We start from the raw sequence: 18,715 nt of genomic DNA, 5'->3' as shown, positions 1-18,715 counted from the left end.
ATGGCAGCGGCGGCCATCCCGGGCTTAGAAGTGGGTGAAGGTCAGGCCGAGCTTGAAGGTCGGGCCGTACTCTTCGTACTGGCCGTTGTAGGCGCGCTGCCCGGTGTAGACGAAGTACGACTCGTCCGTGAGGTTCTGCGCCTCGAAGCTCACTTGCAGGTCCTTGGTCAGCGAATAGCGCGCGCTGAAATCGACGAAGGTCTGGGCGTCGACGTGCAGGTCGTGGGCCTTGTCGTTGATGGACGCCAGTTCGTAGAGGTAATCGGACTTGTAGTTGGCAGACAGGCGCAAGCTCAGCTTGTCGTCCTCCCAGCCAACCATCAGGTTGCCGACGGTGTCCGACTGGCTGGGCAGGTCGATGCTGCGCTTGCTGTTAGTGCCGGTGGCGGCATCAAAGCCCTTGATCTCGGCGTCGGAGCGGCTGAAGGTGGTGTTGGCACCGATCAGCAGGCCGTTCCATGGCGCAGGCAGCCAATCGAATTTCTGCGAGTAGGCCAATTCCAGGCCATAGAGTTTGGCGCTGTCGCCATTGGCGAACGTGTGCGCCTCGGCGAAATCGACCCACGCACCGGTACCGGCAAGGTCGGTGTTGTAGACGAAGTTCTGGATGTCCTTGTAGAACACGAACGCCGAGACGGTACCGGCGCGGCCCATGAAGTGCTCGATGCCCAGGTCGAGGTTGCTCGACTCCAAGGGCTTGAGGTCCGGGTTGCCGAAGGTAGCCTCGTCATCGTCGATGACAAACCCCGGGGCCAGCTGGCCGAAGGTCGGGCGTACAACAGACTTGGTCCAGGCCGCGCGGACCTGAGTGTTCTTGTCCAGCTGATAACGCGCATGCAGCCCCGGCAGCCAGTGGTGATAACGACGCCTGGTGTCGGTCGCCTGAAACTCACCATCGGTGGCGCCGGTGCCCTTGGCTTCGAACTCGGTGCCTTCGTAGCGCATGCCGGCGATGAAACGCCAGTCGTCGATGTCGATGGTATTCATCAGGTAGCCGGCGTTGATGTCTTCGCTGATTTTGAAGTCGTTGACCCGCGACTCGGTCTCGTCGTAGAAATCGTCGCGATCGAGGCCGCCGATCAGGTTCTTGATCGCACTGGGGCTGATGCCCGGCCCGAACTGGCCCAGGCGGTAGTCCACGGTGCCTTTCTGGAACTGCGCCAGGTTGAGCTGCTGGTCGTTGAAACCCAGCTCATCGAAGTCTTCATAGACCCAGGCGTCGAGATCATTGTCCTTGTTGCGGCGACTGACCTTGCCGCCGAACTTGACCTGCGAGGCGTAGCCCTTGAAGTCATAATCCCGGGCCAGGTCCAGGCGCAGATTCTTTTCGGTATCGGTGGTGCGCTGCTTCTCCCAATCAACCTTGTCGAGGCTGAAATTGCCCGGGTCGTAGAAGCCCTGGCCGATGATCGGACGTGGCTTGTCGTTGTCGTAGAACCCACTGTCGGCAAAATCATCGGTGCCATCGAAGGCAGCGTTGGCAATGTGCCCCGGGCTGTCTTCGCTGGAACGGCTGTAGCCGGCCTGCCCGCTCAGGGTCCAAAGGCCGAACAGGCGCTCGCCGCCGAGCACGTAGGACTGGATTTCCTGGGTCTCTTCGCGCTGCTTGAGCTTGCGTGAGCCCTCGGCATCGCCGGTCTCTGCGGCGGCCAACGGGTCGGCAAATTCGAACGCCGTGGAGTTGCGCGTCTCGCTGTCCTTGTAGCGGCTGTAGAGCGTGCGCAGGTAATAGCTGCTGAGGTCGTCAGGCTTGTAATCGAAGTTGAGTCCACCGCCTGCCCGTTCTCGACTGATGTCGTAGTCCCGCTGCTCGAACTCCTGCAGCCGGGCGCCTTGCTCGAAGTCCCAGGCGCCGCCGGTTTCGACGTTGTCCGAACCGAAATCGCGCTTCTGCCAGCTCAATGCTGCGGCGACGCCGAAGTTGTCGATGCCGTCACCGAGGCTGAACCGGTTACTGGCGGCGCCGGAAAATTTCGGGCTGGTCTGGTGGGTGTTCTTGTCGTAGCTCGCTTCAGTGCTGCCGGTATAGAACAGCCCCTTGTGATCGAAGGCCGAGAGGCTTTGCACATCGACCGTGCCGCCCAGGGAGTTGGCGTCCATGTCCGGGGTCAGGGTCTTGATCACCGACAGCGACTGCACCAGCTCGGAGGGCAACACGTCCAGGGCTACGGCGCGACGCTCACTTTCCGGCGAGGGCACCAGCGTGCCGTTGATGGTCACGCTGTTGAGGTCGGGGCCCAGGCCGCGCACGCTGACAAAGCGGCCTTCGCCCTGGTCGCGCTCGACGCTGACCCCGGGCAGGCGCTGCACCGCTTCAGCGACGTTTTCGTCGGGCAGCTGAGCCATGCCGTCGGCGTGCACCACGCTCTTGATGCTGTCGGCGCTGCGCTGTTCCTTGAGCGCCTGGTCGATGCTCGCGGCCTGCCCCACGACCTGCACGTGCTCGGTGGTGGTCGCCGATTCGGCGGCACTCAGCCGTTCGCTGGCGATCGCCATGGCCAGAGCGGTAAGCGTGAAACCGACAAACCCGGCTGTGCTGCTGCGCTTGTACATGAATGTCCTCCCCCAAGAGTCCGTTGACGCCGGGCAAGTGGCCCGGCAACTGGGAGGGCAAGCTAGGGTTGCGTGATGACGGTTCTGTGACAGGGGGTGGCAGGGAAGGCTTCAAAACGCGCTTTTGCGCGAATCGGCGGGCGCAAATGAGCTGAAATGACCTGCCGCGCCTGACGCAACTTCTGTGGCAACACAAACTGCCTCGCCACAGGGACTCTTGATCAGATAAAAATGTGGCGGCATCACTGAGCTGATTCGACCCCCCGCCCCCGTCACCCGCCTGTCACAAACATCTGCTGTGCTGACGCGCACTGTCACTCGCCAAAGGATCGCGGCCATGTTCTCTGTGCTCAAACCCCATCGCTGGAAACTCGTCCTGCTCCTGGTGGCGGCCAATCTCGGGTTGCTCCTGCACCTGGCCTGCGGCGAACTGAAAAGCGTCAGCGAGTGGGTGTGGCTGGACATCATCGGCGAAGGCGGCTCGGCGCTACTGGCGCTGGTCTGGCTGGGGCTGGTGCTCAAGAGTCGCCCCGCTGGCCGCGTGACCAACTACCTGGCCCTGGGCCTGAGCTGCATCTTTTTCTCCTGGTGGATCGACAGCCTCGACGAGTTCATTCGCCTGCCCGACAGCATTACCTGGGATCACTGGCTGGAATCCGGGCCGATGCCGGTCGGGATGATTCTGCTGACCATCGGCATCTATCACTGGCATCGCGAGCAGCTGGCGATCAGCGCGCAAATGGAGAAGCGCGAGAAGCTGTTCCGCGAACACCGTCTGTTCGACAAGCTGACGCCACTGGGGGGTGCCGATTATCTCAAGCGTCAATTGACTGCCAGCCTGGCGCAGAGTTTTGCCCAGGAGCAGCCGCTGTCGCTGATGGCCGTGGACCTGGACAACTTCACCGCGATCAATCAGGCGTTCGGGCATGCCGAAGGCGATGCGGTGTTGCAAGCCATCAGCCATTTATTGCTGCTCAACCTGCGCCGCCAGGACCTGCTGTGCCGGTTGGCTGGCGACCGTTTCGTGGTGGTGTTGCCCAACACCGGGGAAAGCCAGGCGCGGCTGTTAGCCCTGGAACTGCAACAGGCGGTGCATGGCCTGGCCCACAAAACCCATCAGCATGGCGAGCGCTTGCAACTGTCCGCCAGCACCGCCGTGGTGATGGCCATGGATGAGGCACCTGACGTTTTGCTCAAACGCCTGAACCTGGCACTGGCGCGCGCCAAGCAGCCCCTGGCAAAAACAGCCTGAGGCGCGGCGATGACCGTTAAAAATACCTGGTACGAAAGCGACAGCCGTTTCATTCCCGGGCATTACCAGCCGGCAACCCTGATCGACCTGGCGCTGTCCCGGGACATCGACAGCCATCGCCTGCTGCGCGGCACCGGGCTGTTCCACGACGACATCCTGGCCGGACAGACGCGCCTGAGCCCGCAGCAATTCCTGGCCCTGATCGACAACAGCCGGCGCCTGCTCGATGCCGACGACAGCAGCTTTCTGTTCGGCCAGCGCCTGCTGCCCGGGCACTACGGCCCTGCCAGCCACGCCCTGCGCCATGCACAAAATCTGCACCAGGCACTCGATACGCTGGTGCAGCAACAAGCGTTGCTCAGCCCGCTGGCCGCACCACGCCTGGTAATGGACGACAAGCACGCCTATTTCTACTGGCTGGACAGCTGCGGCGCCGGCGAGCAGTGGCGCTTCCTGCTGGAGGCGAGCATGACGTCGATCGTCGCCATGAGCCGCTCCCAGAGTGGCCAGCGCCTGCCGTGGGAGTGCAGTTTCAGCCACGCCGAGCCGCGTTACGTCGAGCAGTATTGGGTGCACCTGGGCGAAGACACGCAGTTCAAACGTCCCCTGGACCTGATGCGCATCCCCCGCGAGTACCTCGTCCGGCCCTGGCCCAACTGCTCGGCAACGGTCGGCCAGGTCGCCCGGCAGGAAGCCCAGGGGCAAATCGATCAGCTGGGTTTCACTGCAAGTTTTGTCGACTGCGTCTACCGCTACCTGCAGGCCCACGTGCGCGAGGCCCCAAGCCTTGAACAGGCCGCGCACGCCTTTGCCGTGAGCCCCGCGACACTCAAACGCAAACTGCAAAAACACCACACCGGGTTCCAGCAACAGGTGGATCTGGTGCGCAAGCACGTGGCGCTGTACCTGTATCAAATCAAAGGCTTCAGCAACGAAGAAGTGGCCGAGTACCTGAGTTTCAACGATGCGGCAAATTTCCGGCGCTCTTTCAAGCGCTGGACCGGTAGCACGCCTAAATTGATTCGTCAGTTGTTCGGTTCCGGCATGGGCTAGCCGCGTCCGCCATGACCATCGTGAGATAGACAAAGGCATTGATCATGATGCCGACGAAATGGATAAAGCCGATAAGCACGCTGACGAAGAAATAGATAACGAAGCTACCCACCTCGACAAAGAGCGGCCAAGGGCGACAAACACCTGGACAAGGAATTCAAGAAAGATCTTTAGACTGCCGAAGTGCAGGCCCGCCCTATTGACCGGGCCTGCAATTGGTTACTTGGCTGCTAACCGGGTACCGCGCGGCGTTTCAAGTTTAGCCTGTAATAACAGCCATTCGCGCTGAATGATCGAATACGGAATAAACACACTGATGCGCTCGGCGCCTTTCACTCCGGGATGGGCACTGACATCGTGTAACGTCGTGGAATAAAAGCCCATGTTGATACCGACAATGTTGCCATCGTTGCCGATGACCGGCCCACCGGACATGCCCTTGACCAACGGTGCATCGTGGATGGCGTACAGATCGCCGCTGTTCTCATCGGTATTGATAAATGGCGCCTGATACACCTTGCCCTTGCCGGTCGCGGTGGCCATGTAGGGGCTGGAGCCCACGGCGGTGATGGCCTCGCCTACCCGTGGCGCACGCCAGGCGGGATAGCGGCCGTTGGCTTTGTGACGGATGAACACCAAGTCGCAGCCGGTACTGCAGCTGTATTGCACATTGGGGATCAGCGGAGTGTGACGCGTCGTCACGGCGTACTCCTCGTTCCATTGCACAGCCGAAGCCATATACATATAGGGAAGAGGAAAGCCTGAAAAAACGGTGAAGTATGAGTCGTTGGCGGGCCCCGAAAAATCGGGTTTCACCATGCCGTTGCATCCTGCGAGTACAGCTCCTATTAAAAAGCAGGCCATGATCTTGATCATGATGAGTCACCGACTTAATAGGGAGGACGAGACTGTTTTTTGTCGTCAATTTTTATTTTTTTAGTTGTAGTGATCCTTGCCAAAGGCTCTGCACCGGTACTTTGTTATTTATGGCCGATGTTCTTTAAACGTGAGCAAATGAATTGTGCTAATTCCAATTGCTTTTGGTTACATACACTAAGACTGATTATTGGCGCCTAAATAACGCCATATAAAAATCACTTCCACGGTTTTTTCTATGACGCCGTTTTACAAAATTCACAGGGTGTTTCACAATCTGGCCTAAGCTCAAAATTGTCACGGAGACGCGAGCGCGAGTACCGATCATCCGGTCGATGATCCTCTCCTGATTTCCCGGCCCCGACTGGCTCAAGGATTGCAATGGACGCCGATAGCTGCCCCAGAACAACGGATTTATGACGCGACGGCAATTTATCAACGAACAAGGACGCCAGCACTACGCTTGGTCAGTCACCGGGAGACGTATCGTGTCAACTCTCAATGAAATCGCAGCGAACCACGCGAGAATGGCTAAGGCAAAGGAAGCGGAGATCATCGCCCTGGTGGAGCGAGAGGCTCAGGTGGTGGGCGGGTTTGAAGTCACCACCCTTGAGGTGCAGCACATGCCGCTGCACCTGATTGCGGGCGCGCAGGATAACCAGGCCGGTCAAGCTGCCGGTTACGGAATGTGACGGATATCCGCCGCTTTTACTGAATCGACAACCCCGCGTCCACCACGAAGTTTTGTCCCGTGCAGCCGCGGCTGTCATCAGACGCCAGAAACAGCGCCATGCGTGCGCAATCGCTGGCGTCGAGGCGGAACTTGAGCATTTGCTGATCGATGAAATTCTGACTGGCCAATTCCAGTCCCGCCGGATCGCTGGCCCACATGGCATCCTGGCGGGCAGTGCGAATCGCACCCGGCACCAGACTGTTGACACGAATGCCACTGTCACCCAGTTCCCGCGCCAGGGTGCGGGTCATACCATTGATTGCAGCCTTGGCAGTGGTATAGCAGACCATGCCGGGACGGCCCCTCATCCACGAAATCGAGCCCATGTTGATGATCACCCCGCTTCCGCGCCGGGTCATTCCCGGGGCGACCGCCTGGGCGGCGAAAAAAGCGTGGCGCAGGTTGGTTTGCATACGTTCATCCCAGTAGTCGACGTCGACGTCCTGCATGGGATGGCGATCGTCGCGGGCAGCGTTATTGATCAACACATCCACCGCCCCCCATTGCGCTTCGACTGCCGCGATGGCGGCCTGCAACGCCGGGATATCGCGCACGTTGCAGGGCAGGAACTTCACCCGGTCCTGGCCCAGCGCAGCAGCGAGTGCCTGGCCACCAGCCTGGTCCAGATCCAGGAAAGCGACGCGGGCGCCCTGCTGGTGAAACGCTTCGACAAATGCCGCGCCAATGCCTGAGGCGCCGCCACTGATCAGGATGACTTTGCCGGTCAGGGACGGGTAACGCGTTTGGGTATGCTGGCTCATGATTCAATCCTTGCAAAAATAGGGAAACTCAACCGGCAAACAAAGGCTCGGGGCAACCGGCCACATCGACCTCTACCGAAAACAGGCAACCTGACAGCGGCCAGGTCGCCAGCTCCTCGGCACTGCGGTTTTCCCGGGAACTGGTGATGTACAGCGTGCGCAGGTCCGGGCCGCCAAAAGCAACCATGGTCGGCCATCGCGTGGGGACACGAATTTCGTCGAGTTGGGTGCCATCCGGTGCCAATCGCAGGATGCGGCCGCCGTCGAACTGCGCACTCCAGTAGCACCCGTCACTGTCGAACGCGGCGCCGTCCGGACGCCCACCCGGGCCGCGCTCGAAGGTGCGAACAGTCTGCCGGGGCCCCGGCTGGCCCTGGCCATCAAGGGGGTAGCGATACAGCACATGATTGGGTGTGTCGCTGTGGTACATCCAGGCCCGATCAGGACTGAAGGCCAGGCCATTGGACACCATGACGTCGTGCGCCATGACTTGCACATTCATGTGCTCATCAACGCGCATCAGGACGGCGCCATTGCGGTCCCGGGGTTGCCAGATCGTCCCGGCCCAGAAACGCCCCCAAGGATCGACTCGACCATCGTTGAAACGACTGTCCCCTGGACCGCAGGGGTTGTCCGCAAGCTTGCGGCCCAGTGTTCCGTCCTCGCCCAGCAAGTAGATGCCAGTGCGCAGGGCGACGATGAAGCCGCCTTGGCGACGCAGGCCGAAACAGCCCAGGTGCTCGCCCAGCGTCAGGCTGGTCACTCCCCCGGTTTGCGGGTCCAGCCGATGCAATTGGCCGGCGAGAATATCGGCCCAATACAGCACCTGCTCCCGGACCGACCACACCGGGCATTCGCCCAGTTCACTGACTTGATCGACCACGCATTTGACGGTGTAACTCATACGATTGCTCCTGATCCATCCAGCCTGATGCTCATGCGCAGGGTGCGCGTCATGTCCTGCCCGGGGCCCAATAAAACGATGCCGTGGGCTTGGGGCGCAGGCAGGTTGATGGCGTTGTTCAAGTGACTGACCGGTTCGACCGCAATGAAATCCTGGGGTGCCGGTGGCGTAAAAACCACCAGGTGATCCAGCCCTTCCTGCGCTGTGATCTCGACGCCGACCCCAGCGTGCGGCCAATACACTGAAGCCTGGCGATGCCAGCCTTCGAAACAGTTGTCCAGGGCGACGTGACCCACCGCCCGACGCCGGGCAAAGTCCCACTGTGGCGGCACCGGCAGGCGCTCCTGGGGCAACGAGTCGCTACCGTTGAGCCATACCGCCGATGCGGCAAATGACAGCTCGACCCCCTGGTGTCGGGGGAAATACGGATGCCAACCCAAACCGGCCGGCATTGGCTGCTGACTGGCATTACGCAACGTCATCGACAGGGAAACCCCCTGCTCATCAAGGCTGACATATTGATCGACCTCAAACGCAAATGGCCAATCCTCGCCGCCCTCCCCGGCAGGATCATGGGACAGACGCAGGTGGCATTCACGGCTGGTGCAATCAACCACCTGCCACTCACGCTGCCATCCCACGCCATGCAGCGGATGAGCATGCTCGCCGAAATTGCGTGGCAATTGATATTCGTGCCCGCCACACTGGAAGCGCCCTTCTGCGATGCGGTTCGAATAGGGCACCAGCGGATAGCACGCTGAGCGGCGAACGTTGGGGGTGCAATCCCACGGCCGCAACAGCGCAAAATCCCGGTGCCGCAGACCGGCCAGGGAACCGCCCAGTTGTGGCAGTACGTCGAGCTGCAGATCGCCGCTGTGCAGACCAAGAATGTTCATGGGTGGCGCCTTGTTCCAACTGTTCATCAATGCTCAGAATCCCCAACGGATACCGGCTGTCATGGCCCACGGGTCGTACCCCTTGGGCACGCTCGGGTAGCTTTCACTCAACAGCGCAAACCCCTGCCCGGAGTCGGCATTATTCTCGATGTGAGACACGTAGGTGTAGAGCTGGGTATTGGTATTAAGCGAATACAGGTAGCCCGCGTGAGTGGCCCAGGCCCGTGCGCCCTCGGCTTCGATGCGGTGCGAGACGCCAAGCGTGATGTCACCGGGGCCGAAAGTGATGCGGGCGTTGACCATCTGCGCAGAGGCGAACCAGCGTACGTCGGTATCGCGTTCGGAGTAGACGTAGTTCGCGCCCCACAGCACTCCACCGAGCCGCACGGTGCCGGAGAGCACGTGGGTGTTTTGCCGGTACAACTCACCGGTCGTCAGCGAGGGAGCCGAATCGTGCTGGTTGAAGCCGTAGCCCAGCCTTGTATCACCATCGCGATAGCGCAGGTTGAAGCCGCTGGTGCGGTTCTGATCCGGACCGTTTTCAATACTGGAGTTACCGTAGGAATACCCCAGTTCGCTGGAAAACCCATGGACCTCCGGGGTTCGGTAGCGCACGGTAGTGTCATAAAAGCCGCCGGTGCCACTTTTGCCCAAGGTCGTGGTGTGTTCCAGGCTCATGATCGAGGCCATGTTGGACAGGCCATACATCGCCACGTCCGAATCAAGGAACACCCAGTAGATCGGCATGTACAGGCTGCCCATGTCGACCGAACCGAATGGCCCGGTCACCCCTGCACCATAACCACGGTTGGTGGAGATCCTGCCCTCGTTGTAGCCGGTGCGCCAGATGTTGCGCAGCACCAGGCCGCGCTCACCGAACGCCCGCACGCCATAGCCGCTGTTGCCCAGTGCGTAGTCGATCTTCAGGCCAATTCGCGACGCCTGCAGGTTGCCGTCCGAGACCATCGTATGGCCCGGGTGATCGTCGGTGAACTTGCCGCCCTGCAGCGACAGATCAAGAATCCCGTAAGGGTTGATGCTCAGGTTTCCGGCCTTGAAGACCAAAGGTGAGGCCGCATTGGCAGAATTTCCCAGGAGGGAGCAGGTCATGGCAAAAGCAGCAAAAACGTAATTTTTATTATTCAAGTTCGCTTACTCGGGTACAGGTATTGGCGATCTCAAGGCGCAGGGAGGCCCGACGCCTCCCGTGAAGGAGGCGCACAAGGCGCTGCGTAGCGAGAAAGGATTCAACTCACAGATCGAGGTCCGCCAGGGTTTCGAAGGTCGCCTGCCAGCGACTGCCGACGCGGATGAACACCGGAGGCTGACCCAGCGGCGCTGCAACCGTTACGCGCTGGCCGCCGGCATATCGCTCGCCACTCCACAGGTGCTGCCATTGATCGCCACGAGGCAGATAGGCCGTCCACTCGCGCTGACCTTCGGCGTGCACGGGCGCTACAAGCAGGTCTTTGCCGTACAGGTACTGATCCTGGATCGAATAGGTCTCGGGATCCTGCTCGTAGTGCAGGAACAGCGGACGCTGCAGCGGCAACCCGCTGGCCTCGGCTTCATCCACCAGGCTTTGCAGGTACGGACGCAGGCCGACATACAGTCGGGTCATGCGAGCGAAATGCGCGTAGGTGTCGGCGTCCTGCCAGAACTGCAGGTTCTGGTCCGGGCGATTGCCTTCATGGGTACGCATCACCGGAGTGAACGCCGCCATCTCGGCCCAGCGCTGGAACAGTTCGCCGGTGCGGCAATTGTCGTAGAGGCTGGTGTAGCCGCCGATATCACTGTGGTGATAGGCATTGCCGAGCAAACCCGAGGACAGCGCACCACAGATGACCGTCTGCAATCCGTCATGGCGGCTGAAGTCTACTGACTGGTCCCCCGCCCACAGCAATGGGCAATGACGTTGCACGCCGCTGTAGCCGGCCCGCATGAAGAACAGCGCATCGCCGGTCTTGCCCGCGTTGGCAATGGCCCGTGCGTTGACCTCGGCCCAGCGCACCGGCCAGGCGTTGTGCTCGAGCATCGGGTCGGCATCGCCGGCCAGTTTCAGGTCGATGGGCAGGTACTCGCCGAAGTCGGCCATCCAGCCGGACAAGCCCTTGTCGAGCATCTCGCGCCGCAGGATTCGCTCTTCAAACCACTGCGCCGCTGCCGGCAAGGTGAAGTCGACCACGCCGCACAGGAACTCGCCGAAATCCACCAGATAGGTGCCGCCTTCGACTCGGGTGGCCAGGTAACCGGCTTGCTGCGCTTCCTGAAACAACGGACCGTCGTTGCACAGGTACGGGTTCACGTAGCCCATGAACCGGATGTCCTGTGCTGCAAGGCTGGCGACCCAGGCGGCGTGATCGGGGTAGCGCGTGCTGTTCCACTGCCAGTCCCAGAACAGGCGTTTGCCAAAGGAGGTGATGCGCAGGCCTTCCCAGTCCTCGCACCACAAGGCGCTCACCGCGACGCCCTGGTCAAGCGCATCGTCGAGACGCGCCTGGGCGTGTTCGCGGCCGTTCTTCAAGCCCAGAATCGCCCCTTTCATCACCCATTCAGGCAGGCGCGGCTGGCGACCGAAATGGCTCGATACCTGGCTGACCAGTTGCACGAAGTCATCGGCCAGGAGGAATTCGAACGCCTCGGGCACCGCCCAGAACTGCAGTTCATGGAATTGCTGGTGGCGGAAATCGAAATCGGCGTAGGCCGTAGTCACCGCATGCAGGCAGTAGCGCTGGGAGGAAATGTAGGTCGGCTGCGGATAGTTGGTGTGGTAGTAGTCGCCGCCGGCATTGGCTTCGTTGTCCGCTTGCAGGGTCAGCCAGGTCGACTTGTCCCTGCCGACTCCGGGCTCCGAGGTCCAGAGCGGAAAATTGCGCCCGCGCAGGTCGAAATACGACATCTGCTCGCCGCAACCCCAGACATGCTCATCCGCTGCTGCCGGTACCCGCAACCACAGGCGGTTGATGCCCGCGTCAACATTCTGTGGCACCAGGCGCAACACGTTGTCCTGCACTTGCAGGCTCAGGCTGAGCAGCACCGGGCCGTCGACCCAGGCGCGCAAATCCAGGCGCGCTGCGGCCTGGTCAAGCCAGGCGTGACGCAAGGCCAGCCGTTCCTGGACATAGTCACGGATGGAGAAGTTGCCGCGCTGCATGCTGATGTCCGCCTCGCCCTGGCCGACGAAGATCGCCGGGTTGCGCTCGCTGTGACAGAACAACACGCGGCCATCGACCACCAGGCGGATGTCACCCTCGGTCTGGACGAAAGCGGCAGTGGCGAGTGAAGTTGAAGACGTCATCAGGATTGCACCTCGCAGGTTGGCAGGGAGGATTTGGCATCAGGTTCGCGCTGGCGCCAGCGACGGCGAACCACGCTGATGGCCGCCAGCGCCGCGACCCACACCGTCGCCAACAACGGCACGAACCAACTGCTCGGCCCGGCCGCACTGGCCACTCCCAGCGGAGAAAAAGTCAGGTAGATCGAGACCAGTGCGGCCAGCAGCACGATGCTGAAGCTGCCCGCATGGCGCCATGGCGTCAGGTCCATGATCCGGCTCGAGGTCTGCACCACGTAAGGCTCGGCCCGGGCGTAGCGGTTGCGCAAAGCGATCAGGATCAGCATCTCGATGGCGAACATGATCCCCATCACATGGATAAAACTGATGCCCAGGCGCACATCGATTTTCAGGCCCAGCACGAAGACCGCGTAGCACAAGGCGTGCAGGCCCAGCACCAGCTTGGCCGGGAACGCGCCGCCGCGGGCATTGAAGAACCCGAACAGCATGATGGCAATGATCGGCATGTTGAAAAACCCGGTGAAGCGGCGCAGCACCGCGTAGATGCCTTCCGGCGCATACATCAGCATCGGCGCCACGACCAGCGACACCAGGGCAGCGAGGATGCTCACGCGCTTGCCGAAGCGCACCAGTGCCTGATCATCGGCCAGGGGTCGCAACGGCTTGTAGAAATCGTAGGTGAGCAAGGTCGCCGTGCCGTTGATGATCGCGTTGAAGTGACTCATCACAGTGCCGAAGATCACGGCCACGAAGAACCCCTTCATCCACCAGGGCATCAACACCGACACCAGCGCCGGATAGGCCATGTCGGAGTTCGACAGCGGCTGATCGCGGAACAGGTGCCAGGCGATGACACCCGGCATCAGCATGGCCAGCGGCACGAGCAGTTTCAGGCAACCGGACAACAGCACGCCCTTCTGCCCTTCAGCGAGGTTTTTCGCCGCCATGCTCTTCTGCACGATCGCCTGGTTGGTGCACCAGTAAAACAGGTTGGCAACAATCATCCCGGTGAAAATCGCACCAAACGGCACCTTGTCCTGCGGGCCGCCGATGGCATTCAGCTTCTCGGGCGAGTCCTGCATGATCGTCTGCGCGCCGGACAGTACATCGCCCTGGCCGAGGGTCCACAGGCCAATGATCGGGATCAGGATGACCACAACCAGCAGGCCGATGCCGTTGATGGTGTCCGACACCGCTACCGCGCGCAGGCCGCCCAGTACCGCGTACGCCGCGCCAATCACGCCGGTGCTGACGATCAGCAGCGAGATGGTGGCCGGGTAGGACCAGCCGAGAATGCCTTGCAGGTCGAAAATCTGGTTGAAGGTGATTGCCCCCAGGTACAGCGACGCGGGGTTCAAGACCAGCGTGTAGGTGGCCACCATCAGCGCGCTGACCACGCGACGGGTGGTGACGTCGTAGCGCTTTTCAATGAACTCCGGCAGCGTCGAAAAGCCCCCACGCATGTAGCGCGGCAAAAAGAACAACGCCAGGGCGATGGTCGAGACCGCCGCAGTGGCCTCCCACGCCATCGAGCTCAGATTGTGGGCATAGGAGTCACCGTTGAGGCCGATCAACTGGTCGATGGACAGGTTGGTGAGCATCATCGAGCCGGCGATAAACCAACCGTTGAGCCCACCGCTGGCCATGAAGTAGCCGTGGGCACCGACATCCTTGGCCTTGCGCGTGAAGGACCAGGAAATGGCGGCCACCAGGCCGGTAAAGAACAGCATGCTAAGGAAGGTGAACAGGGACGTATTCATTTTTTATAGTTGTTCTCCAACACGGGTTGGGTAGACGCTCGGATAAAATCGCAGCGCTGCTAAATGGTACGCGCCGAGCATAAACCAAGCAAAATCGTAGCGCTACGATTTTTCCTTCGTTTTACGCGCATTTTTGTTCGCATTCGAATTTTGCCGAGCTGGCATGCTCGTGATTGACTTGAAAGCGCCCTGCTTTCATTCTCTTGGACTTTTGCACCCGAGGAAACAGATGAGCGACTTACCGGCAACCATCGCCAACGGCAATCCGGGCCGTCGCAAAGGCAATCGCGTAACCATGGACGAAGTCGCCGAGCGGGCTAACGTCTCGCCCAGTACCGTTTCACTGTTCCTGCGCGATCCTGACGCTGTCTCCAGCAAGCGTGCCGAGCGTATCCGCGAAGCCATCGCCGAGACCGGCTACACCATCAATCGCCTGGCAGGCGCCCTGGCCGCTTCCCACAGCCGCACCGTAGCGGTCATAGTGCCTTCGATGATCAACGCGTTTTTCTCGGAGACCCTGCAAGCCATGCAGGACGTGTTCGAAGCGCGGGGCTATCAGCTGATGATCAGCAACAGCAACTACGACCCCGACCGAGAACTGGAGCTGCTGCGAGCACATTTATCCTGGTCCCCTGCGGCATTGGTGCTCACCGGTAACCAGCATCAAGCCGCCCGGTCGCTACTCGAAGCCACCGGCATCCCGGTGGCGCAAATGTGGGAACTGGGTGACGAGCCGTTTCATCTGCAGGTCGGGTTCTTCCACGAGGATGTCGGCGCGGCGCTCGCCGAGCACCTGTACCAATCCGGCGTGCGCCGCTTCACCTATGTCGGCTCGCGCATGCACCTTGATCATCGCGCACAAAAACGTGCCGAGGGCTTTCGTGCCTGGCTGGAAAAAAAGGGTTGCACGGCGACGATCATCGCACTGGAGGAGAGTACTTCCGAGGTGGTGTTGACCCAGGTGTTCGACCAGTTGGCCAAGACTGCAGACCAGCCTCAGGGCTTGTGCTGCTCCAACGATGTGCTGGCGATCGGCGCGCTGTTCGAAGCCCGTCGTCGCGGCATCGATGTACCGGGCCAGCTGGCGATTGCCGGTTTCGGCGACCTGCCCCTGAGCAAGCTCAGCGCGCCGCGCCTGACCACCGTGCGCCCGTACCCGCTGGAGATCGGTCGTACGGTCGCCACTCGCCTGCTGCAGTGGATCGAAACCGGCACCCTGCCCGCCGAGCCGGAAACCGTGGACCTGGGGTTCGAACTGATCGTGCGCGAGAGCACCTGCGCAGTGCCAGATTGATGCAGGCGGCACACAGCCGCCCGCATCGCTTGCAGCCTGGCGCTGTCAGCGATTGACGCCACCCAGGCACACGTATTTGATTTCCAGGTAGTCCTCGATGCCGTAGCGCGATCCTTCGCGGCCCAGGCCGGACTGTTTGACCCCACCGAACGGCGCCATCTCATTGGCGATGGCCGCCGTGTTGACGCCGACCATGCCGTACTCCAGCTCTTCACTGACGCGCATCACCCGCCCGATGTCGCGGGTGTAGAAGTAGCTGGCCAAGCCAAACTCGGTGTCGTTGGCCCGCTCGATGACCTCTTCTTCGGTGCTGAAGCGGAACAACGGCGCCAACGGCCCAAATGTCTCTTCCTGGGCGACCTTCATGGCAGCGGTAACACCGGTCAGTACGGTGGGTTCGAAGAAGCTGCCACCCAACGCCGCACGCTGCCCGCCGGTGACCAAACGGGCGCCTTTTTCCAAGGCATCGCCGATGTGCTCTTCGACCTTGCGCACGGCGGCCTCGTCGATCATCGGTCCTTGGGTGACGCCCTGCTCCATGCCATTGCCCAATACCAGTTTTTGCGCGCCGGCGGCGAGTTTTTCGGCGAATTGATCGTAGACGCTGTCCTGTACGTAGATTCGGTTGGCGCACACGCAGGTCTGCCCGGCATTACGGAACTTGGACAGCATTGCGCCCTCGACGGCCTCGTCCAGATCGGCATCATCGAACACAATGAACGGCGCATTGCCACCCAACTCCATGGAGACTTTCTTCACCGTGTCGGCGCATTGCCCGATCAACAGGCGACCCACCGGAGTCGAACCGGTAAAGCTGAATTTGCGCACCAATGGATGCCGCGTCAGCACGCTGCCAATCTGAGTCGCGCTACCGGTCACGACGCTGAATACCCCGGCCGGAATACCTGCACGCTCCGCCAGCGCCGCGAGCGCCAGGGCCGACAACGGCGTCTGGCTGGCCGGGCGCAGAACCATGGCACAACCGGCGGCCAGCGCCGGCGCGACCTTGCGGGTGATCATCGCGTGGGGGAAATTCCACGGCGTGATAGCTGCCGTCACGCCGATAGGTTCCTTGGTGACCAGAATGCGCTTGTCCGCCGACGGCTGCGGGACGGTGTCGCCGTAGACCCGCTTGGCTTCCTCGGCGAACCACTGCACGAACGAAGTGCCGTTGGCCAGTTCGCCGCGGGCTTCGGCCAATGGCTTGCCCTGCTCGGCAGTGAGGATCAGCGCGAGGTCATCGAGGTTGTCCTGCATCAGGCTGTACCAGGCCTGCAGCAACTCGGAGCGCTCCTTGGCGGTCTTGCGCTTCCACTGCTTGAATGCCTTGTGTGCAGCAATCACGGCCCGCTCGGCTTCGGCCTCACCCATTTGCGGCACCCTGGCGATCAACTCGCCAGTGGCCGGGTTGGTGACATCGAAAGTCGCACCGCTGTCGGCACCGACCCATTGCCCGTCGATATAAGCCAACTGTTTGAACAGCGAAGAATCCTTGAGGTTGAGCATGAGGTTCGAACTCCTGTGCAGATCGGAAAAAGTCGGATCAATGAATAGGTGGCTCGGGTACGACTTCCCCCGCTTGCAGGAAATCGAAGTCGCAGCCTTCGTTGGCCTGGGTCACGTGCTGCTGATACAGCGCCGCGAAAGAGCGGCCGTACTGGCGATGAACCGGCACGTGCGCAGCACGCCGGCGAGCCAGCTCTTCGTCGCTGACGCGCATGTTCAGGGTGCCGGCGTCGATATCCAGGTCGATAATGTCGCCGCTGCGCACCAGGCACAGCGGCCCACCCACCGCCGCTTCCGGCGCGACGTGCAGCACACAGCTGCCGTAGTGAGTGCCGCTCATGCGTGAGTCGGAAATGCGCAGCATGTCGCGCACCCCGGCTTCCAGCAGCTTTTTCGGGATTGGCAGATTGCCCCACTCGGGCATGCCTGGCGCGCCGACGGGCCCGGCATTGCGCAGCACCAGCACGGTGTCTGCGGTGATTTGCAGCCCCGGATCGTCGATCATTCGGCTCAGGGTTTCATGGTCGTCGAACACCAGCGCCGGCCCGGAATGCTTGCGCAATGCAGGGCTGGCGGCAGAAGACTTCATCACCGCGCCATCGGGGCACAGGTTGCCGCGCAGCAGCGCCAGCGTGGCGCCTTGGTCAAGGCCCACCACCGGGTTATCGAGGCTGCGGATAATATCGTTGTCGTAGCACTTGGCATCGGCCAGCAACGCGTCCCACGTTTGCCCGGTGGCCCCGGCGCAATCGAGCGCCAGGAACGGCGTGATCTCGCGCATCAGTGCCCGCAGGCCGCCGGCGAAGTGGTAGTCCTCCATCAGTGCATTGCCGGACGGGAACAGATTCAGCAGCACGGGGATTTTGGCCGCAGTCTCGGCTAATTGCTCCAGCGTCAGGTCGATCCCGGCACGACGGGCGATGGCAATCAGGTGAATGGCCGCATTGGTCGAGCCACCCATGGCCATGTAAACCGCCACGCCATTGGCGAAGTGCGCAGGGGTCAGCCAGGTGGAAGGCCGACGGTCGCGCCAGATCAAATCGACAATGGTCTCGCCACACTGCGAAGCCATGCGCGGATGCCCCGCATCAGCCGCCGGAATGCTCGACGCGCCCGGCAGGGTGAAGCCGATGGCATCGGCGATGCTGGTCATGGTCGACGCGGTGCCCACGGTGTTGCAGGTGCCGATCGAGCGGGTCATGGCGCCTTCCAGTTCTTCCCAGGCCACCGTATCGATCAGCCCCAGGCGCCGCTCATCCCAGAACTTCTTCGTATGGGTACCCGCGCCGGTCTTCACTCCACGCCATTGGCCGTTTGACATCGGCCCGGCAGGGCAATAGAGAATCGGCAGGTCCATGCTCAGGGCACCCATCAACAAGCCGGGCGTGGACTTGTCACAGCCGCCGAGCAACACCGCACCATCGATGGGCAGGGAGCGCAGCAGCTCTTCGGTTTCCATGGCCAACAGGTTGCGATACAACATGGTGGTCGGCTTGACCATCACCTCGCCCACCGACTGCACCGGCAGCTCCACCGGAAATCCGCCTGCTGCCCAAACGCCGCGCTTGACCGCTTCGGCACGTTCGCGCAGGTGCGAATGACAGGGTGACAACTCGCTCCAGGTGTTGAGGATGGCGACCACCGGCTTGCCCATGAACTCCTCGCGTCGCAGCCCGATCTGCTGCATGCGCTGGCGATGGGCAAAGGCGCGAATGGTGTCCGGAGCGAACCAGCGCTGGCTGCGTAGCTCTTCCAGTTTTTTGTGTTTATCTGACATGAAATGGCTTCCGCTTGACTCTAAAAGGCCGTCTCCCAGATGGGTCTCGACGGTG

Annotated in this window: 14 protein-coding genes; 4 read left to right on the top strand and 10 right to left on the bottom strand. The window is 61.5% G+C overall.

The annotated features are described in order from the left end of the window. Positions 1 to 24: 24 nt before the first annotated feature. Positions 25 to 2,553 carry a TonB-dependent receptor gene (locus AAEZ09_RS04585; protein ID WP_045060498.1) on the bottom strand — a complete coding sequence of 843 codons (2,529 nt, stop codon included), beginning with the start codon at positions 2,551 to 2,553 and terminating at the stop codon, positions 25 to 27. 337 nt (positions 2,554 to 2,890) lie between these two features. Between AAEZ09_RS04585 and AAEZ09_RS04580 the strand changes: the two genes are divergently transcribed. Both AAEZ09_RS04580 and AAEZ09_RS04575 read left to right on the top strand, forming a co-directional pair. After that, the gene (locus AAEZ09_RS04580) at positions 2,891 to 3,805 is read left to right on the top strand and encodes a GGDEF domain-containing protein (protein ID WP_350598316.1); all 915 of its coding nucleotides are present in this window, start codon (positions 2,891 to 2,893) and stop codon (positions 3,803 to 3,805) included. A 9-nt stretch (positions 3,806 to 3,814) separates the two neighbouring features. Next, entirely contained in the window at positions 3,815 to 4,858 is a 1,044-nt protein-coding gene (locus AAEZ09_RS04575) for an AraC family transcriptional regulator ligand-binding domain-containing protein (RefSeq protein ID WP_350598313.1), read from the top strand. A gap of 219 nt (positions 4,859 to 5,077) precedes the next feature. On the opposite strand, the gene AAEZ09_RS04570 is transcribed toward AAEZ09_RS04575, so the two are convergent. Continuing rightward, the gene (locus AAEZ09_RS04570; RefSeq protein ID WP_045060495.1) at positions 5,078 to 5,677 is read right to left on the bottom strand and encodes a trypsin-like peptidase domain-containing protein; all 600 of its coding nucleotides are present in this window, start codon (positions 5,675 to 5,677) and stop codon (positions 5,078 to 5,080) included. Positions 5,678 to 6,222: 545 nt separating this feature from the next. On the opposite strand from AAEZ09_RS04570, the gene AAEZ09_RS04565 reads away from it, so the two are divergent. Continuing rightward, a complete protein-coding gene (locus AAEZ09_RS04565) occupies positions 6,223 to 6,426 on the top strand; it encodes a hypothetical protein (RefSeq protein WP_350598311.1) in 204 nt (67 codons plus the stop codon). A 16-nt stretch (positions 6,427 to 6,442) separates the two neighbouring features. Here AAEZ09_RS04565 and AAEZ09_RS04560 read toward each other — a convergent pair whose 3' ends face one another. The 6 genes from AAEZ09_RS04560 to AAEZ09_RS04535 form a co-directional block, all read right to left on the bottom strand. After that, positions 6,443 to 7,228 carry a sulfoquinovose 1-dehydrogenase gene (locus tag AAEZ09_RS04560; RefSeq protein ID WP_045060493.1) on the bottom strand — a complete coding sequence of 262 codons (786 nt, stop codon included), beginning with the start codon at positions 7,226 to 7,228 and terminating at the stop codon, positions 6,443 to 6,445. A gap of 28 nt (positions 7,229 to 7,256) precedes the next feature. After that, entirely contained in the window at positions 7,257 to 8,132 is an 876-nt protein-coding gene (locus AAEZ09_RS04555) for a 6-deoxy-6-sulfogluconolactonase (RefSeq protein WP_350598309.1), read from the bottom strand. Next, on the bottom strand, positions 8,129 to 9,028 hold the full coding sequence (locus AAEZ09_RS04550; protein ID WP_350598307.1) for an aldose 1-epimerase: 900 nt from the start codon (positions 9,026 to 9,028) through the stop codon (positions 8,129 to 8,131). The genes AAEZ09_RS04555 and AAEZ09_RS04550 overlap by 4 nt, the downstream gene beginning before the upstream one ends. Positions 9,029 to 9,061: 33 nt before the next feature. Continuing rightward, the gene (locus AAEZ09_RS04545; RefSeq protein WP_350598306.1) at positions 9,062 to 10,138 is read right to left on the bottom strand and encodes a porin; all 1,077 of its coding nucleotides are present in this window, start codon (positions 10,136 to 10,138) and stop codon (positions 9,062 to 9,064) included. Positions 10,139 to 10,280: 142 nt separating this feature from the next. After that, complete coding sequence (locus tag AAEZ09_RS04540; RefSeq protein WP_350598304.1) at positions 10,281 to 12,326, bottom strand: alpha-glucosidase; 2,046 nt, start codon at positions 12,324 to 12,326, stop codon at positions 10,281 to 10,283. Beyond that, positions 12,326 to 14,083, bottom strand: a complete 1,758-nt coding sequence (locus AAEZ09_RS04535; protein WP_045060488.1) for a solute:sodium symporter family transporter — start codon at positions 14,081 to 14,083, stop codon at positions 12,326 to 12,328. Before AAEZ09_RS04535 ends, AAEZ09_RS04540 begins: the two co-directional genes overlap by 1 nt. Before the next feature lie 229 nt (positions 14,084 to 14,312). Between AAEZ09_RS04535 and AAEZ09_RS04530 the strand changes: the two genes are divergently transcribed. After that, positions 14,313 to 15,377, top strand: a complete 1,065-nt coding sequence (locus tag AAEZ09_RS04530; RefSeq protein ID WP_350598301.1) for a LacI family DNA-binding transcriptional regulator — start codon at positions 14,313 to 14,315, stop codon at positions 15,375 to 15,377. A gap of 45 nt (positions 15,378 to 15,422) precedes the next feature. Here the strand turns inward: AAEZ09_RS04530 and AAEZ09_RS04525 are convergent, their stop codons facing one another. Both AAEZ09_RS04525 and AAEZ09_RS04520 read right to left on the bottom strand, forming a co-directional pair. Continuing rightward, complete coding sequence (locus AAEZ09_RS04525; protein ID WP_350598300.1) at positions 15,423 to 16,883, bottom strand: 3-sulfolactaldehyde dehydrogenase; 1,461 nt, start codon at positions 16,881 to 16,883, stop codon at positions 15,423 to 15,425. A 37-nt stretch (positions 16,884 to 16,920) separates the two neighbouring features. Continuing rightward, positions 16,921 to 18,660, bottom strand: coding sequence for a 6-deoxy-6-sulfo-D-gluconate dehydratase (locus AAEZ09_RS04520; protein WP_045060485.1), 1,740 nt, complete (start codon positions 18,658 to 18,660; stop codon positions 16,921 to 16,923). Between the last annotated feature and the right edge of the window lie 55 nt (positions 18,661 to 18,715).

This window comes from Pseudomonas sp. 65/3-MNA-CIBAN-0223 (assembly GCF_040310425.1).
Taxonomy (GTDB): Bacteria; Pseudomonadota; Gammaproteobacteria; order Pseudomonadales; family Pseudomonadaceae; genus Aquipseudomonas; species Aquipseudomonas gregormendelii.
Note: the sequence above shows the minus strand (reverse complement) of the source record. Positions and strands in the feature narration are given on the sequence as shown.